General features: G+C 58.1%; 19 protein-coding genes. 2 read left to right on the top strand and 17 right to left on the bottom strand.

Annotated elements, in window-relative coordinates; translation table 11 throughout:
• Positions 1-5 precede the first annotated feature (5 nt).
• From E6C55_RS26685 to E6C55_RS26660, 6 genes are all read right to left on the bottom strand, one after another.
• Positions 6-632, bottom strand: a complete 627-nt coding sequence (locus E6C55_RS26685) for a YIP1 family protein (RefSeq protein ID WP_136372887.1) — start codon at positions 630-632, stop codon at positions 6-8.
• Entirely contained in the window at positions 613-2,085 is a 1,473-nt protein-coding gene (locus E6C55_RS26680; protein ID WP_136372901.1) for a hypothetical protein, read from the bottom strand. The genes E6C55_RS26685 and E6C55_RS26680 overlap by 20 nt, the downstream gene beginning before the upstream one ends.
• A gap of 41 nt (positions 2,086-2,126) precedes the next feature.
• Complete coding sequence (locus E6C55_RS26675) at positions 2,127-2,933, bottom strand: carbohydrate ABC transporter permease (RefSeq protein ID WP_136372900.1); 807 nt, start codon at positions 2,931-2,933, stop codon at positions 2,127-2,129.
• A 70-nt stretch (positions 2,934-3,003) separates the two neighbouring features.
• Positions 3,004-3,960, bottom strand: a complete 957-nt coding sequence (locus E6C55_RS26670; RefSeq protein WP_136372886.1) for a carbohydrate ABC transporter permease — start codon at positions 3,958-3,960, stop codon at positions 3,004-3,006.
• 17 nt (positions 3,961-3,977) lie between these two features.
• Positions 3,978-6,764 (bottom strand): extracellular solute-binding protein, encoded by a 2,787-nt coding sequence (locus tag E6C55_RS26665; protein WP_407923770.1) that lies wholly within the window; start codon positions 6,762-6,764, stop codon positions 3,978-3,980.
• Between the two features lie 244 nt (positions 6,765-7,008).
• The gene (locus tag E6C55_RS26660; protein ID WP_136372885.1) at positions 7,009-8,394 is read right to left on the bottom strand and encodes an ABC transporter substrate-binding protein; all 1,386 of its coding nucleotides are present in this window, start codon (positions 8,392-8,394) and stop codon (positions 7,009-7,011) included.
• Between the two features lie 305 nt (positions 8,395-8,699).
• Between E6C55_RS26660 and E6C55_RS26655 the strand changes: the two genes are divergently transcribed.
• A complete protein-coding gene (locus E6C55_RS26655; RefSeq protein ID WP_230986877.1) occupies positions 8,700-9,446 on the top strand; it encodes a helix-turn-helix transcriptional regulator in 747 nt (248 codons plus the stop codon).
• Positions 9,447-9,533: 87 nt separating this feature from the next.
• Here the strand turns inward: E6C55_RS26655 and E6C55_RS26650 are convergent, their stop codons facing one another.
• The 9 genes from E6C55_RS26650 to E6C55_RS26610 form a co-directional block, all read right to left on the bottom strand.
• Positions 9,534-11,156, bottom strand: a complete 1,623-nt coding sequence (locus E6C55_RS26650) for a glycoside hydrolase family 43 protein (RefSeq protein WP_136372883.1) — start codon at positions 11,154-11,156, stop codon at positions 9,534-9,536.
• Between the two features lie 21 nt (positions 11,157-11,177).
• On the bottom strand, positions 11,178-12,809 hold the full coding sequence (locus E6C55_RS26645; RefSeq protein WP_136372882.1) for a response regulator: 1,632 nt from the start codon (positions 12,807-12,809) through the stop codon (positions 11,178-11,180).
• Positions 12,784-14,553 carry a sensor histidine kinase gene (locus E6C55_RS26640; RefSeq protein ID WP_230986875.1) on the bottom strand — a complete coding sequence of 590 codons (1,770 nt, stop codon included), beginning with the start codon at positions 14,551-14,553 and terminating at the stop codon, positions 12,784-12,786. Before E6C55_RS26640 ends, E6C55_RS26645 begins: the two co-directional genes overlap by 26 nt.
• A 25-nt stretch (positions 14,554-14,578) precedes the next feature.
• On the bottom strand, positions 14,579-16,264 hold the full coding sequence (locus E6C55_RS26635; protein ID WP_136372881.1) for an extracellular solute-binding protein: 1,686 nt from the start codon (positions 16,262-16,264) through the stop codon (positions 14,579-14,581).
• Positions 16,265-16,443: 179 nt separating this feature from the next.
• On the bottom strand, positions 16,444-17,346 hold the full coding sequence (locus E6C55_RS26630; RefSeq protein ID WP_136372880.1) for an ABC transporter ATP-binding protein: 903 nt from the start codon (positions 17,344-17,346) through the stop codon (positions 16,444-16,446).
• A 3-nt stretch (positions 17,347-17,349) separates the two neighbouring features.
• Positions 17,350-20,205, bottom strand: coding sequence for an ABC transporter permease (locus E6C55_RS26625; protein WP_136372879.1), 2,856 nt, complete (start codon positions 20,203-20,205; stop codon positions 17,350-17,352).
• An 88-nt stretch (positions 20,206-20,293) separates the two neighbouring features.
• Positions 20,294-21,526: an efflux RND transporter periplasmic adaptor subunit gene (locus E6C55_RS26620; RefSeq protein WP_230986874.1), complete on the bottom strand. Its 1,233-nt coding sequence runs from the start codon at positions 21,524-21,526 to the stop codon at positions 20,294-20,296.
• Positions 21,513-22,226 (bottom strand): ABC transporter ATP-binding protein, encoded by a 714-nt coding sequence (locus tag E6C55_RS26615; RefSeq protein WP_136372877.1) that lies wholly within the window; start codon positions 22,224-22,226, stop codon positions 21,513-21,515. Before E6C55_RS26615 ends, E6C55_RS26620 begins: the two co-directional genes overlap by 14 nt.
• Positions 22,227-22,424: 198 nt before the next feature.
• The gene (locus E6C55_RS26610; RefSeq protein ID WP_136372876.1) at positions 22,425-22,649 is read right to left on the bottom strand and encodes a DUF1450 domain-containing protein; all 225 of its coding nucleotides are present in this window, start codon (positions 22,647-22,649) and stop codon (positions 22,425-22,427) included.
• 273 nt (positions 22,650-22,922) lie between these two features.
• Here E6C55_RS26610 and E6C55_RS26605 point away from each other — a divergent pair, with 273 nt between their 5' ends.
• Positions 22,923-23,786 (top strand): metallophosphoesterase, encoded by an 864-nt coding sequence (locus E6C55_RS26605; protein WP_136372875.1) that lies wholly within the window; start codon positions 22,923-22,925, stop codon positions 23,784-23,786.
• Between the two features lie 10 nt (positions 23,787-23,796).
• On the opposite strand, the gene E6C55_RS26600 is transcribed toward E6C55_RS26605, so the two are convergent.
• Entirely contained in the window at positions 23,797-24,162 is a 366-nt protein-coding gene (locus E6C55_RS26600) for a hypothetical protein (protein ID WP_136372874.1), read from the bottom strand.
• A 184-nt stretch (positions 24,163-24,346) separates the two neighbouring features.
• A complete protein-coding gene (locus E6C55_RS26595; protein WP_136372873.1) occupies positions 24,347-25,144 on the bottom strand; it encodes an alpha/beta hydrolase in 798 nt (265 codons plus the stop codon).
• Positions 25,145-25,176: the final 32 nt, after the last annotated feature.

Below are 25,176 nucleotides of genomic sequence, written 5' to 3'. Positions count from 1 at the left end.
CTTCCTTAGCTCCTCAGAACGAACTCTTGATAGATCGTGGATATGAATGCAATAATCTGCTGGACCAGGCTGAAGAACAGCAGGCACAGGAACGCCATGAAGCCGATAGCCACGACCGACAGCACCATCGTCAGGATCGTCTTGGACGGTGTGTACTGATGAACGGTCATATTGCCGATAAACAGCAGGAATACGCACCAGATCGTCGACAGATTGATAAAGAAGTAATAGAAGGACGTCTCTTGCAGGGAGATCAGGTTGCTGAGCCAAATCCATGGGAACTGGATCAACACGACCGGAAAGAACGCGAAGCAAGTGGAGATAAAAATCTCGACGAACTTCCCTTCCCCGTCCATCAGCGTCGTCAGCGACCAGTTCGCGATGCACCAGAACAGTACCGGCAGCAACACGTATACGATCTCCATGAAGCTGTTCAGGCTGTTCGGATTGACGAAGTTCACAAGGAAGCCGCTGTACTGGTTCTGCAGAACGGTCGTTATGGCCAGAAGGAACAAGATGACGAAGGCGGAGACCAGGCTCGCCTTGCGGTTCAATTCGTACTTCAGCTCCCAGAAGCCGTTGAACGGATGCGAGATCAAATAGAACGGGTATTTAAACAACTCTCTGCTCAATGGAGCTCACCTTCCTTCTCCCCTTCAGGTTGCGATACTTCCGCCAGGCGACGACAATAGCCGCGAGCGCGATGAGGGTGGTCATGACCGCAGGGAAGTATTCCCGCATCTGCTGCTTCCGATAGAGCAGGAACGCCTTGGAATAATGGTTCCGGTCCTCGCTTCGCTTGAAGTACTTCATCGCTTCGGCATATTCGCCCTGCCGCAGCAGCGCCTTGCCAATGCCTGAGTAGGCGTATTCCAGATTGGCGTTCATGTCGATCGTCTTCTCGTACAGGGCATAGGCCTGCTCCTCGTCGCCGCTGAAGTAGCTTCTCTCCGCTTCATTAAGCGTTCGGCCGTACTCCGTCGTGCGGAACAGGGTGATCTCGCCGAGCGCCTTGTCGAGAACAAGGAAGTCATCCCCTTGTCGATCGATCGCGGTCGGCGTATCGAATTCGCCGAATTGATTGCCCAGCCCTCCGAAGACGTACATGAGATAGCCGTCTCCGTTGTAGGTGAAGATTCGGCCCCGGCTCGAATCGAGGATGGAATACATATCGCTGTCCGTTACGTCGACATCGACGAGCCGCGTCGGGCCGTCCGTCGTCGTGAAGCGGACATCGCCTTCGGGCGGGAAGTAGCCTTTCTTACGAAGAATGTCATTCCCCTGGGCGTTCAGCTTGCGGACATTGTCGCTGCGCTGCCCGTTCGTGGCATACAGGAATCCGTCCGAGTCGATGTCCAGGTTCGTGAATTCAGTTGGTGTGAACATGACCATCTGGCTCTTCTGCGCTCTCGTCGACAACATCTTCCAGAGATACTCGGACGGAGAGAACGTAACCCGGTTCGCGCCGATGAACGAGGTGAAGGTGCCGTCTGAAGAGAACTCCATGAAGCCGTCGAACACGCCTGTCGCCATCGCATAGATCCGATTCGCCTTGTCCACGACGAGCCGAGCCGGCTGGAATTGGAAGTTGTCCGCGAGCAGTTCGGATTGCGGATGATCGATGATGCGGATCAGCTTGTCGGCGGCATCGAGATGGACAATTCGCTGATTGCCCGTATCTGCAATATAGAGATGATTGTCGTCCGTCACGAACAAGCCTTGCGGATTGTTGAAGGCGTCCGGCGCACCGTCATGCTCGAATGCTTCGACGATGCGAACGAGCCGGAATTCAGAGTCCAGAATGACGACGCGATTGTTTCCGCTGTCAAGGACGTAGATGGCGCCGTCCTTCGCGACATGAAGATCGTTCGGCGCCTTGAAGCTGCCCGTTCCGAGGCTGACGCCGTCGTACAGCCCGGATGCCTCGTAAGCGTCCGGGGCGGCAACCGTCTCTCCCCAGAAGGAATAATTGTAGGAGGATGACGTCTCCGCCGCATCGGAGGAAGAGCCACCCGCTGTGACGCCCAGAAGACAGGCGATCAGGAGAATCAAAGGCTTGCGTGTGTGAATCGATATTCGTGCCATGATCGGTAATCGTGCCATGCGTGCCATGTCGTCTCCCCCTCCTAATCCTTCATCCCGGACGTCGCCATCGTCTGGATGACGCTGCTCTGGGAGATGATGAAGAGCGTGATCGGAACGATCATAAGCACCAAGGCGACAGCGGCGCCGACGCCGGCGCGGGCAATGCCTCCGAGCGCGATCTGACCTAGCGCGTAATGAAGGGTCTTCAGATTCTCGCTATAGATGAAGTTGCCTCCGTCGCTGCCCCACAGCATCGGGAATTGCAGAATCATCAGCGTGAGCCAAGCCGGCTTGACGTTCGGCATGACGATCGTCCAATAAATTCGGTATTCATTCGCTCCGTCGATCTTCGCCGCTTCAAGCAGGGCATCCGGAATCTGCTCCATGAATTGCTTCATCAGGAACAGACCGAGTGGGAAGGCGAGCGACGGGATGATGATCGACGCCTGCGTGTTGATCCATCCGAGCCAGGACATGACCATGTAGTTCGGTATGGCCGTTACCTGGGCGGAGAACATCAGGGACAGAACGACAATCGTGAACAGCGCGTTTGAGCCGGGGAACCGATACTTGGCCAGCGGATACGCCGCAGCCGAAGCGAACAGGATGTGCCCGGCCGTCCCGATAATCGTGATCAGCAGCGTGTTCGTGATATAGCGGGACAACGGGACCCACGAGTTGCCCATCAGAGCAACGAGGTCGTAGAAGTTGTCTACGGTCGGGTTGGAGACGAAGAATCGCGGCGGGAAAATAAACAGCTCATCTAGCGGCTTGAACGCGTTGCTGACCGCGAACACAAGCGGCAGCGCCATGAACACGCCGAAGACGGCCAACAGCAGGAACAGCATAAAGCTGACCGTGAACGAGCGATTGATCTTGCGGGACAGCCGGAAGAGCGGGAGCGTTCTCTGATTCACTTCACTCGCCTACCTTTCGAATCAGCTTCTGCGTCAACAGGTTCGTCCCGAGCATGATCGCGAAGAGCACGGTGGCGATCGCCGAGGCGTACCCCATCTCGAACCGGATCGTGCCGTAGTCGATAAGGTGCGTCACGATCGTATGAGCGGCATAATTGACGCTTGGCAGACCAGCAAGCGCGATCGAGATATCAGCGACCGCGAAGGAAGCCGTAATCTGCATAACGGCGCCGAACAGAAGCTGAGGCCGCATCGACGGAAGCGTAATGAACCACAGCTCCTGCCAACGATTCTTGATTCCGTCGACCGCTCCGGCTTCAATCAGCGTCTTGTCGACGGTCTGAAGACCGGCGATGAACGCCAGGAAGCTTGTTCCAAGGCTGAGCCAGAGCTGGACGAGAATAATGATTGGCAGAATGTACTTCTCGTTCGTCAGCCACTGAATCGGCGCCATGATGAAGCCGTATTTGATCAGGAAGCCGTTCAAGTAACCATAGGCGTCGCCCGAGAAGAAGATGAGCCAGATGAAGTACACGTTCCCCGAGATCGAAGGCGCGTAGAAGACGAGGGTCATGAAGGCGCGGACCTTGGGAGACAGCTCGTTGATGATCCAGGCGAACAGGAAGCAGGCCACATAGCTGACCGGCCCTGTGATGACCGCGAACAGGAACGTGTTTTTCACCGCAATCATGAACACGTCGTCGTTGAACAGCAGTCTGGAATAGTTCTGCCAGCCGACGAATCTCGGGAATTCCAGCATGTTGAAGTAGAAGAAGCTGAGAATAAGCGAGAATACGACGGGAATGACGGTAAACAGGAAGAACAGAATCATATAGGGACTAAGAAGAACGTAATGATGCTTGTTCTTCTTCATCTCCCGCCAGATCAGCATCCGGCGGGACGTCTTGGCTTCGCGTGCAGGACGCGTCGCCGGCTGGCTGGTCGTTTCGGCTTGCATTGGTCTCCACCCCCGGGCTAATACGGCAGCTTGAATTCCTTCCGCTTGACAGCAATCTCGTCGTTCATGTACATAATGTAGTCGGACAGCGATTCACGCGGATTCTCGGCGGCGTTCACAACCTTGCGGAACGCGTTGTCCAGGTGACGGGCGGTGAAGTAGCCGCCTGGCACTTGAGGAATCCCCTTCACCCATTGCCATTGTTCGTCCAGATTACGATAGTCGTCGACTGGCCACGGCAGCTCCTCAAGCGCTTCGACGTTGGCTGTCGGATATCTGGCCGCTTCGCCGAGCAAGCCCTCCATCTGCCTGCCGTACGCGATCTGCGTCTCCTTGGACGTCCACCACTTCATGAAGGTCCAGGCCGCGTCCTTGTCCTGCGCGTTCTCGAGCATCATGACGGCGGTCGTATGGCTGGCCACCTCATGGTTGACGGTGCCGTCCGCCTGCTCCGTTCCCGGAACCATCGTGAAGTCCCATAACCCCTTGATCTCCGGAGCCATGACGGTGAGCATGTTGTACGTCGTGTAATCCGCAATGCCGATCGGCATCTCTCCGGTCCGGAACCGATTCGGGAAGTCCGCAATCAGCGGGAACTTGTAGTTCGTGTAGAATTGTGTCCACCTCTTGAACTGTCCCATGGCAATCTCGGAATCGAGAGCGCTCGACTTGCCGTCATCGGAATAGAATTGACCGCTATTCTGGTACAGAAGCATCGAGAACATCGCATTCGGAACCTGAATGGCCCCCTGAACGGCCGGGTTCTCGATGGGCAGCCAGAACTCCATGTTGTGCTTCTGGAGCACCGAGATCATGTCGTACACTTCCTGCCACGTCTTCGGCGGCGTCAAGCCAAGCTCCTCCAGAATGTCCTTGCGGTAGAATAGCATCGGGAACGTCTGCTGCTCCGGAAGTGCGTACAGCCCGTCGCTGAACTGGTACGGCGTCAGCCCACTGTCGCGGAATCGGGCCGCGACCTCCTCGTAGTCGGAGAATTGGGTCAGATCGGCCGCCGCGCCGCGCATTGCATAGTTGACGGGAACGTCCTCCCCGATCTGCATCGCCACGTCGGGCCCTTCTCCCGCCAATGTTGCAGGAAGCAGAATATTGGCCGGAACAAGTCTGAGCTTAACCGAGATGTTCGTCTCCGTCGTGAACGTATCGTCGATCAGGTTCTTCATGACCTGCGCCTGATCCCGGCCGGTCGTAATCCACACCGTAATGGAACGATCGCTCTCCCCTGTATTGCCGATGCTGTCGTAATCTTCCGTATAGGAAGCGAATAACGCTCCGATCTGATGCTTGATCTGTTCCACGAAGGTTGCCTTCGTTCGCGGCAGCTTGCTGTCCGGCGAGGAGACGACGAGGTAGTCGAGCGTGAGCGGCTGCTCCCGCACGGTGAGAATCCACGTTCCGAGGCCGCCGATATTCGTCTTGAAGTCGGTCAATCGCTTGGCGACCGTCTCCGGCTTCGCGGCCATCTCGTTTAATTGGTGAATGAGCTTGTACAGAACGGCGACCTTATCGCTTCGTTCTCCAGTCGATTGCTCCAGATAGTCGGCCACGCTGGAGATCGTCTCCGCCTGCTTGGTGAATACGTCTATCATATCGGGGACCCGCTTATCCAACTGATAATCGCGGTATGGATCCGGTGTATTCGAAGTGATCATAAGAATCTTGCGATACATCTCGTTCAACTCAAGTACGCTTGATTCAATCGTTCGCAAGAGAGGGGCAATCTCTCCAAGAGTCACAGTCAGGCGAATGGTATGCTTGCCCGGTGTCAAGTGGAACAGATACGGATCTTCGCCTCCGAGCACATCCGTCTGCCAATTCATATTGAAGTCGAACTGCAATCTCTTCATTTCCTCGAACGGATATTCGCCGTCAATCGTCAGGCTGCGAGTCGCATAGACGCCGCGAAGCTGATCCTGCTTGCGCTTGAGCGCAATCTGGTACAGGCCGTCCTCCGGCACGTCGACTTCCCATTCGATCCATTGGCCGGGAAGCTTCCATTGGACGCCTCCGATCGTGTTCATGCGAATCTTCGACGTGTGATAAGGCTGAACCGTCGGGCTCGAATGATCGGCTAGCGGCGCGAGCATCGGCGAAGACTTCAACGAAGCGTCTTCCGCCTGCACGACCAATTGCCGATTGGACACGGGCGTTAGCCCTTGCTTCTCGTACTCGCTCTTCAGCGAAGCATAGCTTGCCGTCTCCGGCTCCTGATAGAGCTCCAGATAATCGATCGCCATCGGCTCCCGCAGCGCTTCGAGCGACAGCGTCTGTTCTCCTTGATCGAAGTAGAACAGATACGGATCTTCGTAATAGCCTTCCTGGTCCGAGAACGGAACAAGCTGCCAGGCGGGCTTCTCGATCTGCCGGGGACGCTGATCGTTGCCGCGATCGTCCTGTGTAACAGTCTCGCCCTGGTCTCCCCATAACCGGTTGAAGATCAGATCGTCCGCCCCGTCGAACGGCACGGCGCCGTTGATTGCAAGCTTCCGCTCTGCGCTCGAGCTCTTCCCTTCCATCGGATAATAATGGATGCGGATATTGTACAGACCCGCTTCGGCAACGTTCACCTTCCAGGCGATCGCGCCGTCCTCCGGAGTAAGAACGGCTTGGCCGTCCAGCCCTTCGTATCGGTCCGCGACCTCGAACCCTTCTCCGTTCGTCTCCGAATAATTCTCCCCTTCAATTCGAACGACCGTATCCGGACGAGAATCAGAGGAATGCGCGCTGCTGTACGCGTCGTAACTTCCCTCGTCATCCGAATCCGTAATCGCTTGGAATTCTCCCATCGCTTGCGCTAGCCCTCCGGCGGACTTCCCGGACGGATTCAACATCCAGACGGCGGCGAACAGGACTACAACGACCAGTATGGCGATGAAGGTCTTCTTCTGATCCAAGTTCTTTATATGATCAAAGGTCTGCTTTATGAAGCTCAACGCTCTTCTCTCCCTCCTGCGGTGCGATAGCTCGCCATTCAATAACAGTTCCCATTAGAGAACATCCTCTGAATGGGAACTGTCGTCTGCCGATGGGCTACTTCTTATAAACAGCGTCAATGGCTGCCTGGAACGGCGCCTTGTACTTCTCGATGACGGAGGATACCGAGGTGCCGGCTTGAATCTCGCCGCTCAGATCGTAATAAGGCAGTGTCGGCATGAAGGTTGCGTGGTCGAGTACGATCATGCCTTCGCCCGCCGTCTTCGCATTGTTGATGTCGTTCTCGTCCGTAAAGTTGCTCTCAAGCGAAGCTTGATCCGGATAATCGTACATCGAATCGATGTCGTTGATCTTCTCCCAGATATACACAAGCTGCTCCGGATGCTCGACCTTCTTCGGAATGGTGAGCGCCTGGAATGCGCCCTCGACCGAATGGTAAGCGCTCGCGCTCGGCCCTTGCGGGAACGGAACGAAGCCGATGTCATAATCCGCCATATCCGTCTTGAAGCCGCCGATCTCATACATGTAGCCCGCATACATCAGCGTGTTGCCTTGACGGAAGAATTGGCCCGGCTCCGTCCAGTCGCCGCCTTCCGTCGGACGCGCCACCTTCTCGGTCGCAATGCGCGACAGGAAGTTCAGCACCTCCACCGTCTTCGGATCATCAAGGTTCTGCTTGTCGCCGACCGTCAGGCTCGCCTCGTTGGAGACGAGCGCGTGATCCATGAGGCCCGCCTGCGCCAAGCCCCACGTATCGAGCTTGCCGTCGTTGTTCGTATCCTTATTGGCATCCTTCGCGACCTGAATGAACGTATCCCAAGTCCAATTGCCTGCATCTACATATTCTTGAAGCGACTTGATGCCGATCTTGTTCAGCAACGTCTTGTTGTAGAAAATCCCGGAGATCAGGTTGGACTGCTCCGTGAAGCCGTACGCCCTGCCGTCGTACGACATGTATTCGTTCGCCTTCTGGTTGAACACCTTCGTGTTCTTCGTGTACTCGTCCACCGGCCACAGCAGGTCCTGCTGCACAAGCGCAGGAATCGTGTAGTTCTTGCCGAGACGGACGATATCGCCGATCGGCTCGCCCGACAGCAGCGATGCCGTTACCTTCTCCTGATACTCGCCGTAGTCGATCGCGATGTACTCGACCTTGAAGTTATGCTTCGCCATCAGCTCGTCCAGGTTCTTCTTCTTGGCGATATTGTCCGGATTGTCCTCTGCGATCGTCATATCCCACCAGGACACGATCTTGATCGTCCTGCCGCCCATGTCGAAGTCCATCTCCGCCGTCGAAGCATCCGCCTCTTCGCTGGGACTTGCCGATTCCGAGCTTGCCGCGCTTGCTTCCGGACTGGCGTCGTTCGAAGCTGCCGAGCCGCTTGGACTGGAAGTGTTCGCGTTGTTGCCTCCGCCGCAAGCGGTCAGACCCATAACCAGCATCATGCCGGCCAGCATTGCGATTGCCTTTTTGCTTTGCATGTTTTGCCCCCCTGAGATTGGTAGTTGAGATTGGTGATAATGGATTCACCGAGAAGTGTAGCGCTTACATCGCTCCCCCAACAACCTGCTGCTATTCAGAAGATTTACCTTACCGTTTATAGGTTCGGACCTCCTTGGTTTGCTCTTTGTTTAAAAGGTAAACAAATGCACCCTTCTGTAAGAGATGCACATTGCCGCACCGTCCGCAGGTGAATCATAATCAAGAAGAAATAATATTGTAAGCGCAGTCATGAAGGGGTTCTGCACAATAAATCTTCGAAAGCGAGGTCGTTGACTTGTATAAGGTGTTGCACATAGATCCGGACGCGCGAAGCCGGGAGGCGACGGAGCGCATGATCGACTGGACGAATTCGGGCTACGCATTGGAAGCCCGTGCAGCCAGTCCCGCCGACGCCCGAACCTTATTCGACAAGCAGCCCTTCTCTCTCGTTCTTATTAATTTAAAGCATTCGCATGCGGAAGGGCTTCGCCTGTGCGAGCTCATTCGCGAGCGCAGCCGAGTTCCGATTCTCTTGATCGGCGGAAGCCATGACTTCTACCTGGCACGGCAAGCGCTCGTTTATCAAGTAAGCGATTACTTGCCCGAGCCGGTGCAGCCGGCCGAGCTTCTCGGCAGCCTCAGCATGATCAAGCGAGAGCTCGACGCTCGGGCCGGCGCCGAGTCTCCGTTCGCAGCTGCGCTCGCTCGCAGGCGTTCCCGGCAGTCCTCCATCATCGATCATGTCAAGCAATACGTTCAGGAGGAGCTGCACCAGAGCATCACCCTGAAGAAGATCTCGGATTCCCTCCACTTCAACTGCGCGTATCTGGGGCAGAAGTTCAAGAGCGAGGAGAACATGTCGTTTAACGAGTACCTGCTGCAGCAGCGGATGGAGAAGGCCAAGCTCTTGCTCGAGCAGACGGATTTGAAAATATACGAGATTGCAGGAGAGGTAGGCTATACGGAGCTCGACTGGTTCTACAAGAAGTTCAAGGAGTACACCGGCATCAGCGCGAACGAGTACCGCAAGCAGCTGATTGTCACGGCTTGAAGCAAGAACGGCAGTCCGGGAGGAACCTACCTCCAAGACTGCCGTTCTTTGATTCGCTCCGCTGCTTGCTTGCCTTCGGTGCTCTCCCTACTCGGTGAACCGCCAATCGCCAAGACGGAACAGATTGTCCCCCGCCGGTCCGCGGAAGACGAGATAGACGCGATGAACGCCGGTCGCTCCCGACAGGCGCGCGGTCGTCTCCGTCCACTCAGCGCCGGCCGCGGTCGCAGCAATTGCCGCCGTGCCGACCAATTGTCCGTCGGGCTCGTCCAGCCTCAGCTCGATCGCGGAGGAGCCGACCGAAGGAGCGACGAACGCGGAGAACAAAGCTGCCCCCTTCGCGCCGAAGTCGACGTTCGACAAGGCGATCCAGTCTCCGTTGCCGATCCCCGTCACGACCATTTGAGAATCGCCGTTCTCGCCGACAGCCGCTTCCGTCGATATGCCGGCGCTCCAGCCCATCGTTGCCGCCGAATGGCGCACATACGGATCGAACGGCTTCAGTTGCGCAACGCCCTCGTAGTCCGCTTGAATCTGCTGAATCTTGCCGTCTTCGCCGAAGACGGCTTCATTCAAGTGAGTAGAACGGTAGCCCTTGGGAACCCCCATCGCCTTGGACAGCGTCTGTGCATGATAGGCGATGTACCGCTTGTCGCCGAAGGTGAAGATGGCGTGATGGTTGTTGCCTCCGACGCCGAAGAAGGAGCCGGGGTTCTTCAGAATCGTCCCCTGGTACGTCCACGGTCCCATCGGACTGTCGCTCGTCACGTAGGCGATCTCTCCTGCGGGAGGACTCCCCTCCGGACGCGTCCCGCCGAAGAAATTCGAGCAGTACGTATAGTAGTACGTATCGCCGACCTTGTTGATGCCCGCGTCCTCGAACATGAACGGCGCCGGAATGACCTGCGCTTCGCCGACGACGCTGATCATGTCGTCCCCAAGCTCCATGACGCGAGCCGTGTTCGGCATCGCATCCTCTCCTTCCGGAACGCCGCCGCCGAAGTAAAGGTATGCCTTGCCGTCGTCGTCGACGAGCACGGCCGGATCGAACAGCCAGGTCACGCCCTGCACGCCCGGCGTCTGTCGGGTAACGAGCGCCTTGCCGATCGGGTCCGTCCACGGGCCTGTCGGGCTGTCGCTCGTCAACACGCCGATGCCGCTTGCATTATTGGCGAAGTACAGGAAGAACTTGGTCTTCCCGTCGATTATCTTGTATGCCGCCGCCGGCGCCCAGGATTGAGTCGCCCACTTGGCCGCTCCCTGCGGTCCGGCCGCCGACGCTTCCCCGTGATCGGTCCAGTTGACGAGATCGTCCGACGAGACGATTGTCAGCTTGTTGATATTGCCGTACGTATTGTCCTTCACTTGCCCGTCTGCGTCGTATTCCAGCACGTCATTCGTCATGTAGATATAGACGCGGTCTTCGTAGACGAGCGCATAGGGATCGGCGCCAAACTTGTGGCCCAGCAGCGGATTGCCGCTTGGCGGCAGCTTGCCGACCGCCGTCGTAATCGCACTCGGATTAAACGTCTCCTCAGCGCCGGCCGCCAACGCATCAAGCGTTGGCAACGCGGGTGAATTGGATGGTGAGTTCGATTCATTCTTGTTCACGGTTGTGTCCTCCTTATGTGTCCATACGACAGTCAGAACGATCGCGGCCGCAACGACAAGCGCAGCGAGGGCGACGATCGATTTATTCAATCGGAGCATGGATAACGGTCCTCCTTGGCGTCAGCCTATCGGAATCGAGTCCCGGTACTCCTGCGGCGTCATTCCCGTCGTCTTCTTGAAGAAGCGGGTGAAGGAATGCGCCGACTCGTAGCCGACGGCCACAGACACCTCGCGAACTTTGGTCTCTCCATCCTTCAGCAACTCCATCGCCTTGCGAATGCGGCATTGATCGATGTATTCAGACAGATTCAAGCCCTTCTCCTGCTTGAAGAAACGGGACAGGTACGTCGGGTTGAAGTGATTCAGCTCCGCCAGCCTTACGAGCGACAGATCCCTACCCAGGTTCTCCTGGATATAGCGGCAGATCCGATCAATGGCGCGATCGGCCCGCTCCTGCTCGTCAAGCCGCTTGAGGCTGAAGATGCCGTCGGCCACCCGGGATAAATAATGAAATCCTTCCGTCAGGGTCGTATGCCCGTCCAGATGCAGCAGCTTGTCGGAATCGCCGATCTGGGCGTGCAGCCCCCAACGATTCATGTATGCGAACAACATAAGCGCAACCGAATAATAGGCCTCGACGGCCGTTTGCACGTTCATCTCCGGATGCAGCATGCGCCCGGACAGCTCATCGAGCACTGCGAAAAATTTCTCCTTCCGGTCGGCCTCAAGATGGGCGGCCATAATCTCGGCCATGTGCGAGATTCGGGCATCATCCGTCTGCTCGAGCCCCCCTCGCGCTTCGCCGCTCTCGGCGAGAATGACGGATAGCTCGTCGCCGATCCTCGTCTGCTGCAAGCGTCTCAATCTCTCGTATTGACCCGGAACGGCCGACCATTCGCAAGCCGCTCCGGCGATCGAGATGGATAGCGTCAGCCCGAGCTCCTGCCGGCACGTCTCCTGGATAAGCTCCAGCGTCCCTTCGAGATAGCGGAGCATACGGCCGGAGAACGACTCGTCCGCCTGCTTGGCCGGCTGCAGCAGCCACAGCAGTTCGCCGCGCTTGTCGACGAAATCGAGCGAACGGGTCCGCTCCGACAGATAGGACAGCCAGATTCGCCGGCAAGCTCCACGAAGCTCGTTCCGGCGGACGTATGTCGCCCCCTCCGGATACCCGAGCCGGGCCAGCACAAGCACGACGGATTCGTCCGCGGACAGCGGAATGCTCCATGTGTCGAATTCGCGTGCCAGCGCATCGCCGCCCCGCTCGCCCTCGCTGCCGTCCTGAAGCCATTGCCTGAAGTATTCTGCGCGCGCCAACGCCTCGATCTCGCTCTGCTGATCCAGCGTGAGCTGAGCCAGTTCGCCGAGCCGGATGCTCTCGTCAATCTCCTGCAGAACCTCCTTGACGGTCTCGGTCACCTTGTCGTAGCCTTCGGTCTTGAGCAGATATCGCGCCGCCGGAGCCTGAATGGCTTGGTACACGTAATCGAATTCGCTGTAGCCCGTCAGGAAGATCACCTTGCAGCGCGGCCAATACGAGCGAATCTGCTCCGACAGCTCAAGCCCGCTCTTGCCCGGCATGCGAATGTCCGTCAGCACGATGTCAATTCGGGTGCGTTCCATCCATGCGAGCGCTTCGTCCGCCGAATAAGCTCTGCAGACATCCAGCCGTTCCGGCATAAGCCTTGAGAATACTTCATACAAGCTGTCCGTGATAATCTCTTCGTCATCCACGATCAGAAGCCGGTGCATGTCCCTTCTCCTCCCCGGTTTGAATTCGAACTTCGACGCGCAACCCGCTCCATTCGCTTCGCGACAGGAACAACCCGCTTCCATTCCCGTAGATCAGCACAATTCGGCGATGAATGTTCATCATGCCGGTCATCTCGTGCGTATCGGAAGGATGCTGAAGACGATCTTGCAACTCCGCGATCCGTTCGTCGGACAGTTCGCTGCCGTTATCCTCCACCACTATTCGGAACGCCTCCCCTTCCGCTCCGAAGGTAATGCGGAGCAAGCCTTCTCGGGGCATTTTCTCCAGACAGTGCTCGTATGCATTCTCGATCAACGGTTGGATGATGAGCCGGGGAACCCGAACCGCCTCCATCGCCTCCGGAAGCTCGTCGAACCGGACCTTGATCCGCCTGGAGAACCGCAGCTTCTGGATCTCGGTATACATGCGCGAATGCTTGATCTCCTCGGCCAGACGTACGTTGTCTTCCCCATTGCGGGTGATGAAGCGGAAGTACTCTCCGAGCATCTGCGTGAACTGCTCGATTCGATCCAGATCCCCCGTCTTGGCCAAGGAATTCAGGATAAAAAAGCTATTGTAGAGGAAGTGCGGATTGATCTGCGATTGCAGTTGCTTCAGCTCGGCCTTCTGCATCATCAGCTTCTGCTTGAAGTCCTGATCGATCAACATCTGAAGCTTGCGCAGCATATGGTTAAACCGGTTGTACAAATACCCGAATTCATCCTCCTGCTGATGCTCGATGGGAATATCCAAGGCTCCACCTTCCATTCTCCGGAAGCTCTGAATGAGATACAGCATCGGCTTCTGCACGTATCGGTAGGTCGAATACGCGTAGACAATAATGGCAAGAACGGTCGCAATCGAGAACACCCACGCCCAGTTCTTGAATTTGCTCAGCGGCCGGCTGACCTCCTGCTCCGGCAAGAACGTTCCTACCATTAAACTCAGCTTGTCGGAGTGCGCCGTATCGAGGTGATACTTCTCCCCATCGACGATCCAGCGGTACGCCTGTTCGTTCGGCTCCGTCAGCGCTGCCGCGCCGTCGCGAAGCGTTCGATCGGCCTCCGGGTCGCTGCCAATAGCGAATTCCGCCCCGTCCATCAGAAGAAACGAGCGGCTGGACGAATACATGTTGACCTGCTGCAGCGATTCCCTCAGCATCTCCGTATCCAGCTCGATCTGGACGATGTACAGCGGCTCTTCCCCGAGAACGCCCGTCTCCTTGCCGGCGCTAAGATAGAGAGACTGGCCCCAATGGATCAGACTGCCTCCGGTTCGGCTCGTTGTCCCGCTGAAGTAATCGTAGGAGGTCGACTCGAAGTCGTGAACCGCGTTCGAGGCCGATATCGTCTTCCGGATCGGACGAATGTGGACGGAGATGTCCTTGATATAGGCGCTGCTGCCCTTGAAGGTAGTAAGCCGGTGAACGAGGTCGTTCAACGTCTCCCTCCGGTCGACATTGTCCATCAACTCCCAGGTCACGGCCAGCCGATTCACATCATTGTCCTCGAGAATGTCGTACTGCTGAATCTCCATCCAGTCGATCTCCCTGTTCAAATCCTTCAGGTAGTTGGACAACTGGGCGAGCGTCGCCCGCGACAAGTCCTGGCTGGCGTTCTTGTAGCTCCAGTTATACAAGTACAAGCCCAGCAGGATAAGCGGCAGAATGACGATCAGATACGTGATGACGAGCTTAAAGAAGAGACTCTTGCGGAACGATTGGACGGGAAACTTCAGCAACATATCTCCTCCGATGAACGGCGCATTCTCATGGCGTCAGGCCGCCTCTCTCCGCGTACCACTCGTTGACCTCGGCCGTAATGAGGTCGCCGCCCAGACGTCTCCATTCGTCCACGAACCGATCGAATTCCTCGATCGGCCTGCCTAGAATGATATTGATATACGTATCGTTAAGGAGATTGTCCAGAATCGTCTTCTTCTCAATCATCGTAGGGGTCGGCCCGCCGACGAAGCTCTCGTAGAGCAATTGCCCATTCTTCTCGTACTCGTCCAGAATCGCGAATGCGCCGTCGGCTCCGTACGTGCGGTCCCAGCCCCAGCCGTCCATCTTGCGGGAGCCGCCGGAGCGGTACGTCTCGATATTCTGCAGGATCGCTCGGGCTTCGGCTTTAAGTCCCGATTCGTCGCCGGTGCTGCGCGCTTGCGCCAGTTGCCGATAAGCCTCCAGATTCTTCTTCGCCGGATAAGGCGCCACCGGAGAGAGTCCCCATACCGGCTGCGGCGTGCTGTAATACGTTTCGTAGTCGGCCGTCTCTCCCCAATTCTTCTCCAGGTGGAGGTTGATCAGCTTGACAATCGCTTCGGGATGCTCGTAGCCCTTCTTGACCGCATAGAACTTGTCGGTGCTGAACGATAACGGCACCATCGGCAGCTCGTCCGTCTCCGACACGATCGGGAACGCCTGCCACTTCGCCTTGGCGTTCTTCTCCACGCTGGCTTGCACCCAGAAGGAGCTCCATTGCTCGCCGTAGAGCAGACCGTACTTGCCGGCAGCGGTATCGTCCCGCACCTTGGCTCCGTCCTTGATCCCGAATTCGGGATCAATCTGCCCGTCGCGATACAGCTCTTGAAGCTGCAGAAGCGCCGTCTTCACCTCCGGCTGGATGCCTCCGAACACGAGCTTGCCGGATTCGTCCGGAAGCCAGAGCTTCGGGTACGCCCCGTATCCGGCCATAAAGCCGTGCACGCCGGCGACGGGATCGAACAGGTAGCTGGTGGCGGCCAGACCGTATGTATCGTCTTGGCCGTTGCGATCCGGGTCCTCATCTGCAAACGCTTTCGAGATTGCCAATACGTCCGCTATTGTGCGAGGAGGCTCCAGGCCGAGCGTCTCGAGCCAATCCGTCCGAATCCACAGGAAGTTGGCCCGCTCAATGGAGGATGAGGTGTCGGGCAACGCCATCAGCTTGCCGTCGAGCGTCGCCGCCTCGAACGGTCCGTTCCCTTCCTCGCCGAGCGTCTGCTTCGTGAACGCAGTTGCGAACCGGTCGTAGACGGTTGTCAGGTCCTCAATCATGCCGGCGTTGGACAACTGCCGGAGTTGCTGCGCGTTCACCTTGATCACGTCCGGTATGGTGCCGGAGGCAATCGCCACGCCCAGCTTCTGATTGTACAGTTCACCCTTGGCGGTCCAGTCATACGCAATCTTAACGCCGAGAACATTCTCGTAGAGCCGGCTCCATCGGTTGTCGAGCAGCGTCTCGCCCGGCAACTGGCGGAGCATCCCCTCCAGATCGTCGCTCGTCTGGCGGACGAACGAGAGCTCGATCGTCGACGGATACCGGCTCAGACCCGGCTCTTGGTACAGGTTGTCCGAAGACGACTCCGTCGGCTCCGAAGCGGATGGAGAGCCGCCGCCGAAGCAGGAAGTCAGCAGGAGAACAATTGCCAATGCCGATCCCGCAGGTTTGGCCGCACGTATGACCTTGTTCATGTCTAGCCCCCTGGAATGTCTTCTCATATCGTCGTCCCTCTTCATCAGCCGCATAAGAAAGCCGCATAAGAAAATGCAATAAGACGGCTGCGAAAACGCTTCACTTCTATGATGAAGCAACGACAATGCATTCAGCAAGGGGCAATTGTTGATTCTGATGCCTGTTCTTTACCTATTCTTTACCTTTCCGTTGCCATCCCCTCCTCTCGGCAGGTTTGACAATCTTCCGGAGGATAGAGCACGATACGCCCCTCCTCCATCTGTACGCGCACCTTGTTGCCTCCCTTGAAGCCATCGGCATCCAGGTAGCCGGCCGGAATCTGCAGCCTTCCGGCCTTGTCGACGACCGCGTATTCGACATGGCTGTCGTCCGCTTCAAGCTGCGCCAGCTCATCCGCATAGCTCACCTTCCGGATCATCTCGGCGGACGTCTTGCCGTCCCGGATCTGGACGACCCGGTCCACCTTGCGTGCAAGGAGCGGATCGTGAGTAACGATGACGATCGTGATGCCCATCGAGCGATTAAGCGTCCGGAACAGCTCGAGCACCTGGTCCGACGTCTTCGTATCCAATGAGCCCGTAGGCTCATCGGCGAGCAGCAGCCTCGGCTCGTTCGCCAGCGCGATGGCGATCGCGGTTCGCTGCTGCTCGCCGCCGGACAGCTCGCTGAGCCGATTGTGCTTCCGCTGCCCGAGGCCGACCGCCTCGAGCAGCTCCAGCGCTCGCAACCGGCGGCGCTTGCCCTTCAGCAGCATCGGCAGCTCGACATTCTCGAGCGCGGTCAGATACGGAATGAGGTTGCGCGCGTTGTTCTGCCACACGAAGCCGACCGTGCTTCTCTTGTATCGGACGAGGTCGCGCTCCTTGAACGCCAGCAGATCCTGTCCGTCGACCAGCAGCTTCCCGGCCGAGGGCTTGTCAAGGCCGCCGAGCATATTCAGCAGGGTCGACTTGCCGCTGCCCGAGTTGCCGATGATTGCCATCAGTTCCCCATTCCCTACCTGCAGGTCCAACCCCTGGAGGGCGACGACCTCCAGATCGGCCGCCTTGTAAATTTTGACGAGACCGTCGCATTGAATCACCGCTTACTCCTCCCCTAACTTGAGTGCTTGGGCGATGCGAATTCGGGTCAGCCGATACCCGAGAATCAGAAGCCCGATGGCGAGCATCGTTCCGACAATAGCATACAGATGCACATAGTCGCCTAGCCGATAGACAACCTGGAACGGCGGCGCTTGGCTCTTCGTCTGGAACGACATCTCGAACAATGGAACGAACAATTCGCTGGTCATATTGCCGATCCCTACGCCGATCAGCACGGCGGCTCCCGAAGTCAGAATCTGTTCGCTTATCAGCATCAGAATGAGCTGAGGGAACGGAACGCCCATCGCTCTCAGCACGCCGTACTGCAGCGTTCGTCCGCTCAGCGTCAGCAGCCAGAAGAGAAGGAAGCCGAAGAAGCAGATGAGCATCGAGATCGAGAAGCCGAGCGTCATGACGCCGTTAATCGCCATCCGGAACGGATCGTTCTTCGATTGAACCAGCTCCTGCTTCGCGTCACGATACCCCGTCAGCTTCACCTTGTTCGCCGTCAGCTCGTCATAAATCTGTTGACTCGTCACTCCACCCTTCAGCTTCAACCATACCTCGTAAGGTTCGACGGCCAATCTGTTCTGAATCGTGTTCAAGTGCCCGACGATCAGCTTCGGCGGCTCCTGGTCAGCTCCCTCGCCGCTCGGAAGCGGATTCCAGCTCGGCCAGTAATCGACGATGCCGTAGATTGTGAACGGTGCCGGGTCAAGGCCGTCCCACGATATGTAGATCGCGTCCCCCGGCTGCACCTTGGCCGACTCTGCGATCGAACGGGAGATCAGCACCGCCTTCGGATTCTCCGCAATCAGATTGAGATAGCTGTTGAGCGAATAATCGAGCAGTCCGTCCTTCATCCACGCCGTCTCGCCGAATGCCTTCGTATCGATCCCCATCAGGGTCGAGCTCCCCGACGATCCGCTCTTGCCCGCCGTGTACCGGCTTCCGTCCTTGATGAACACACGAGCGGCGGACTCGAGGCCTTCCAGCTCGCGATACGGCTCGAACGGCGGCTCCATATACTGAACGCGCTTCGCCGCCGTCGTAGAGCCGTTCGCCTCCTGCTGATAGCTCGGATTCGTCGATGGCGGCGCATCGCTCTCCCACCTTGTCGTCATCGTCACATCGCTGCCTGCGGAATAGCGGATCTTGCTCTCCATGTTGTCGTTGATCGTTCTCGCCGCGCTTGCGCTGAACAAGCCCGTTGCCACCGTCATGACCAGGAACACCTTGATCGTCAGATACTGGCTGGACGCCCGGCTGATATGAATCAGCGTATGATAGAGCGCCGGCGTCAGCCAACGGCGGCTCGCCCAGAACAGCAGTCGGACGAACCACGGGTACACCCGCAGCACCAGCAGCCCAAGCCCAAGCGCGAACAACGTCGGCATCAGGAACTGGAGCGGATCGACTCGCAGCGCATCCGAATCGAGCGCCAGCCGCTTCAGATCCTCCTGCCTGCTGCGGAAGTTGATCAGCAGGTAGATCGAGATGCCGACCAGCACGAAGTCCAGCCCGGTCTTGTGCCAGAACGACATGCCTGTCATTCTCGCCGACTGCTGCTTGTGGCTGACAATGCTCGTTCTTGTCGCCAGGAAGGCCGGAATCAGAACGAGCGCGATGGCGGCGGCTACCGCGATAGCGGCGATCCGGTACGAGGCGCTGCTCAAGCTGACCTCGAGCGCCGAGCGCTGTACGAATTCCAGGAAGCCGCTCGACGCACCCAACACCTTCGTCAACAGGACGCCGAGGAATGGACCTGCCGCCAGCGCCGCCAGACCCATAAGCAGATTCTCCACCGTGTAGGCCGTCATGATCTGCAATCGGCTCGCTCCCCGGCTGCGAAGCACCGAGATGTCCGTCTTCTGCCGATCGATGATCAGATTGGCCGCCATATACAGATAGAAGGCGAGCATCAGCATAACCGGGGTGTACAGCGAGACAAGCATAACATCGAGCTTCGACTGCAGCCCCTGGAAGCCGAGCACTTTCGCGCTTGCCGGAATGTTCACCTCCGCCACGCCAAGCTTGCCTTTGAAGTAGCGGCGGATATCTCGATCTGCGGTCAGGAAGCCGTCGACAAGGTCCAGCTTCATCTGCTCGTAATCAAGCGCGTAGCGCCATTCCAGCTCGGCGACTCTCGCCTTGCCACCGTTCGTGAATTCCCGCTCGAAGGTGTCGAACGGGATCAGGAAGCCATCGCTGTCCTCGCTCGTTATATACGGGAGATAGGGATCGGCGGCCGGCTTCGTCTCCACGATGCCGACCGGCACGACGCGGAACATCCCTTCGTTGGCCGACTCCGCAATAAGCTCCTCGCCGAGGCCCCTCTTCACCTTAAGCAGGAAGCTGTTCGTCACGACGGCTTCGAAGACGCCGTCGTCCCGCTCCTGCGGCATTCTCCCTTCGACTAGCGCGACACGCCGGTCCAGATCGTCGACCGTCTTGAACGCACCCGTCGTCTTCTGCGACTTGATCTCCTTCTCGGAGGCGTCCGCTCCGTATATCTTCATCTTCTGAGTGGATCTCATCCGATAGGACGACTGCTCGGCAAGCTCCGTTCGGGCCGGTATCGTCTGAGCGAAGCGATCCGCGTTCGCGATCGCCTTCTCCGCCTTCTCGTCCCCCCTCTCCGCCGAGTTCGTCGTGCCGATTCGCACATAACCGGGATACACCGCTCTCTCGGCCTGCACCTGCTGGAGCTCCTTGATTAGCGTGCGTTGCATAATGGCGTGCGAGTAGAGCGGCATGGAGCTGAACAAGGCGACACATGCGGTCAACCCGAACCAAAGGTTCACTTGCAGCCACTTGTTCTTCGCCATCTTGCGGAGGATCATCGTCCATAAGGCCATGCGTATCCCTCATTCCGTTCCGTTGCCCTGGCGGCGGGCCTCCAAAGTTCCGTATGTTCTCCGCGTTCTGCCTGAGCTTCGCGATTGGCTAATTGTTCAGAATGATCTTCTGCCCGACTTCAAGCCCCTGAACGATCTCCGCTGCGGTAGATGTCGTCAGCCCGACCTCCACATCGACCTCCTTGCGGCGGTCGTCCTCGGCGATCTGCACATACGTTCGGCCCATATAGGAACGTACCGCGCTGCGGGGGATAATAATCACGTTCTCACGTTTCTGCAGCTCCAGCCTCATCTCCGCAACGTCGCCGACGTTCACGCCTTCCGGAATGCCGTCCATGCTCATGATCATCGTCACCGCGTTGCGATCCGCCTTCGCTTGGTCGGTCGTGACCGGAGCGTTCGACGGCGTCTGAAGCACCTTGCCCATATAGTCCTTCCCTTTATACTTCAGACTGACGGGCATTCCGGGCTCGACGGGCAGCAGGTCCTGAGCGTTCCCGGCAATATACGTCAACTGCATGGAGGCGGGGTCCGCAACCGTCACGATCGACTGGTAGGCCGAGACGCCGTCGCCTTCCTTCAATTGATCGACATACGTCACCGTTCCCGAGAACGGCGAATACAGCCTCGATTGAGATAAGCGCTGCTCAAGCGCTGCCAGCGTCAACGTCTCGCGCTCAAGATCGATCTCCTTATAGCGGAGGTCGTCTCCTTCCAGGCCGGACGCCTTGGCCGACTTGTACGACAACTGCGCCCGTTCGACGCTGAGGCGCTGCAGCTTGACCTGCAGCTCGAGGTCGCCGGTCTCCAGCTCCACGAGCAGATCGCCCGCCTTCACCTGGTCGCCGAGCGCGACGTGGATCGCCTTGAGCCTGCCGCCCGACTCCTTGAACGAGATCGATTCGACCGCGGAGGAGACGAACGACACATTGCCTTGCAGATACGTCTGAATATTCCCTCTGGCCGCTTCCACCACGTCGAAGGTCTCCTCTGTCGGTTGAATGAGAGGCGGCTTGAGCGTACCTTCCTCTGCGGGAAGAAGCGAACAGCCGGTCAGCGCCAGCGATGCGCCAAGGGTTAGAGCCAGCGCGGCGAGACGGGCGGCAGTTGCGTATCCGAACAACCGGCCAAGCCGGCGAGATTGGCGGAGATGGGGGAGCACCCGTTGCCGGCCGTTCTGCTGGAGGTGCTCACCCGGCTGCCGCTGATGGTTCCGGTGTTGTTGATGCGGTTGGTACTGTTGATGTTGGTGCTGGTGCAATTGGTGCAGATCCGGCTTCTGCCGGTGTTCCGGGCGATGCGACGGTTCATTGAGGTGCAATGGTTCCATCCTCCAATGCGATTACGTGATCGACGAGCTCCATGATGCCCGGGTCGTGTGTCGTCAGCACGACGGTCATGCCCGAATGACGGACAAGCTCGCGGAATACCTGCATAACCTGCAGCCCCATGCGGCTGTCCAGCTCAGCCGTCGGTTCGTCCGCGATCAGCAGCTCCGGACCGTGGGCGATCGCCCTCGCGATCGCGACCCGCTGCTGCTCTCCTCCGGACAGCTCCGGCGGACGATGCTTCATCCTCTCTCGCATGCCGACCTTCTCCAGCGCCGTCTCCACAGCAGGCCGATATCCCTGTGATGGTCCTCCCGCAATGCGCAATCCGAACTCTACGTTCTCGTAAGCCGACATTAGCGGCACGAGACCGAACGATTGGAAGACGAGACCGATCTCCTTGCGGCGAAGCGCGCTTCTCTCCCTGCCCGATAGCCGCGTCGTCTCCCGGCCGCGGAAGATCACCTTGCCTTCCGTCGGCTCGTCCAGCGCGCCGAGAATGTTGAGCAGCGTTGTCTTGCCGGAGCCGGAGCGTCCCCTCAGCGCCACCATTGTCCCCTGCGGAATCGTCAGGTGAATATTCGAGAGGGCGGTTACGGCCGAGATGCCTCTGCCGAACACCCGCTTGATCCCCTCCGCCCTCAGAATCGGTTCCCCGATCGCTGTCCGTTCGCTTCCCGCATCGGCGGCCATGGCTCTCCCTCCCCTCATGCAAAACTGTAACTTTAATCATTCACAGGAACAACCTGCCGATCCGCTCTACATCACCCGATGATTTATAGGTCGAGCGGGCGGCCGTCTCCCTATCGCCGCAGTGCCGCAACGCACAAAAAACGGCGCAGGGAGGATCTCCCTAACGCCGCTTAAATCGTTTATTCAGCCGGTTCCCGTTCAGCCAATTCGTGTCTTCAGCTTCTCGTACAGCAGCTCCGGCGTCTTCGCCCTCACGAGCTCCGTCTTGCCGATCAACACCATGCACTGTTTGGAGCATGCGCTGCAGCAGCCGATGCAGTCCTTCTTCTTGTGCTTCAGATCGGGGAACTCGTTCTTCATCGCCTTGTATACGGCCTTCGAGCCGAGCTTGAAGTTCTTGCAGCAATACTTGATCTTGGGCATCTTCCCAACGCTCCCCCTTGATGACCTTGAAGCTCCACTTCCAAATGATAGTGATTATCATCGCTTCTGTCAATGAAAATCATTATCAACTTGTCTGAGGAGGGAGAATTAAGGCGAGGAGGCTCCGAACCGGCCATTTGTCTTCCCCAGCCATTTGTCCTCCGGGGAGCATAGCCATTTGTCCTCCGGGGAGCATATCTGTTAAGCTAGAGGGTATCGCAATGGAATTCCGACCCAACGCACGCAAGCCCCACCGGAGAAAGGAGTTTGCCTATGATCGAGTTCATCGGCATCGCCGTGCCGGCGGCCTGCCTGCTGATCGCCCTGTACGCCGCGCTCGTCGAACCGCGAAGGCTGCAAGTGACTCGCCACACGGTGGCCTCTCCCCATCTGCCTCCCGGCTTCGACGGCAAGACGATCCTGCAGTTCAGCGACGTGCATATCGGCCACTATTACTCTCTGAATCGGCTTAAGAGACTCGCGGCGCGAATCAACGAGATGCAACCCGACATCGTCGCGTTCACCGGCGATCTGTACGATGCGCGCAGCCCGAAGACCGAGAGCGATCCGGCGGCCTCCCCGGTTCTGGGCAGCATCCGCGCTCCTCTCGGCAAGTTCGCCGTCTATGGCAATCACGACTTCGGCTTCACCCGGGACAAGCGCTGCTCCGGGCCTATCTTGACGCAAGGAGGGTTCGAGGTTCTCATCAACGATTGTAGGAAAATAAAGCTGGACAGCGGAGAAGAGATCACGATTGCGGGACTCGACGATTATGTGAGGGGACGGCCTGATGCGGAGAGCACGCTCTCGCGGCTTGACGAACGTGCGTTTAACTTGCTGCTCCTGCACGAAGGAGATCCTGCGGACGGCCTTGCGAAGTATCCCGTCGACTTGCAACTGTCCGGTCACAGCCACAACGGGCAGATCAGCCTGCCGCTCGTCGGAGCGATCCATCGCACGGCGCTCGGCAGGAAGTATATCGGAGGCAGCTACTTCATTGGAGCCGGCGAACGGGCACGGCGGCCCTACCGGCTGTATGTAAACCGCGGCGTAGGCACGACGACGCTGCCCATCCGCTTGGGCAGCGTCCCCGAGATTGCCGTATTCACCCTCCGCCGGGAAGGCTCCTCTTCCTAGACCGGCCAGGTCACATGCGGTACAGAAGGCGATTGCGTCCCTTCGGAGCCGGCTTGCTGTCCGCGCTCCGGGGATGCTTCACCCGAACGTCCGCCAAGGCGGTCGTCAGCTCCCGGAACCACTGCGCATCCTTGGTCATGAGCGCCATATCGATAAAGTTAAGCAATCCGCTCTCGTCGTCCGCAGCATAAGCCGGCAGCTTCCGGACCGCTGCGAGCCGCAAAGTGACGACCCCGCCGATTGCGGCTTCCCGATCCGAATCCGTTACGAAGATATCGACGGTGCTTTGGCTGGCATGAGCCGCTTCGACGAAGCCGCGTACCAGTTCCCCCTCGCTCGAATGACCCGATACCCAATCTCCAATTGCAACAGTCATGATCGTCCACCGCCTTTTTGGATTTTTCTGAAAATTTAGACTTACAAACGGCTGCTAACGATGCCTTGCCCCCGCCGTACTGTAATTTTAATAGTTACAGTAGATATTGTCAATGGGTCGGTACGGAGAAGAAGCCGACTCCGGCCGCGTTCCTGACGGAACGTCCGTGTCGGCTCCCTTCCTCCTACTGCTTCGCTTCGTCCAGCTTGCGGGTGAACAGCGCCAAGGCGTTCTGGATATGCTTGTCCCAGAACTCCCAATTGTGCTCCCCCGGCTCCTCCTCATAGCGATACCCGGGATAGCCGGAGGCTTGAATCGCATCGCGGAACCGCACGTTGCCCTCGTACAGGAAGTCCTCCGTCCCGCACACCTGGTACAGCTCCGGCAGCTTCGCCTCCTGCGGCCGCCGGCGAAGCAGCTCGAACAGATCGTCCGCGGTGCCTTCCACCGGCCGGTCGCCGAAGATCAGGTCGAACGAGCGCCCGATCGCATCTACGGTAATCTGCGACCTCATGGCCGCCAGATCGGTCACGCCCGACAAGCTGACCGCGGCGGCGAACCGCTCCGGATACGACAGCGCCCACTTGAACGCGCCGTAGCCGCCCATCGACAAGCCGGCGACGAAGTTCAGCTGCGGATCGTCCGACAGCGGGAAGAAGGAGCGGGCAAGCTGCGGCAGCTCTTCCGTCAGGAAGGTCCAGTACGCGTCGCCGTGCGCCATATTCGTATAGAAGCTCTTGTGGACGTTCGGCATGACAACCGCCAGCCCCGAGGCCGCCACGTAACGCTCGATCGAAGTCCGGCGAGTCCAGATCGTATCGTCGTCCGAGAAGCCGTGCAGAAGATACAACGTCGGGAACTTGCCGTCTGCAGCCGTTCCTTCCATCCCGATCTGCCGAACCGTCCGCTGCGGAAGGATAACCGTCATGCTTGTGCTGATGCCGAGCGTCTCCGAGAAATAATTGCATTTGATAAGCGCCAATTCGGGGTTCCTCCTGAAGAGAAAAATATTGC

The sequence above is a fragment of the Cohnella fermenti genome, from assembly GCF_004801405.1.
In the GTDB taxonomy this organism is placed as follows: domain Bacteria; phylum Bacillota; class Bacilli; order Paenibacillales; family Paenibacillaceae; genus Cohnella; species Cohnella fermenti.
The sequence above is the reverse complement of the archived record's forward strand: the minus strand, read 5'-3'. Positions and strand labels throughout refer to the sequence as shown.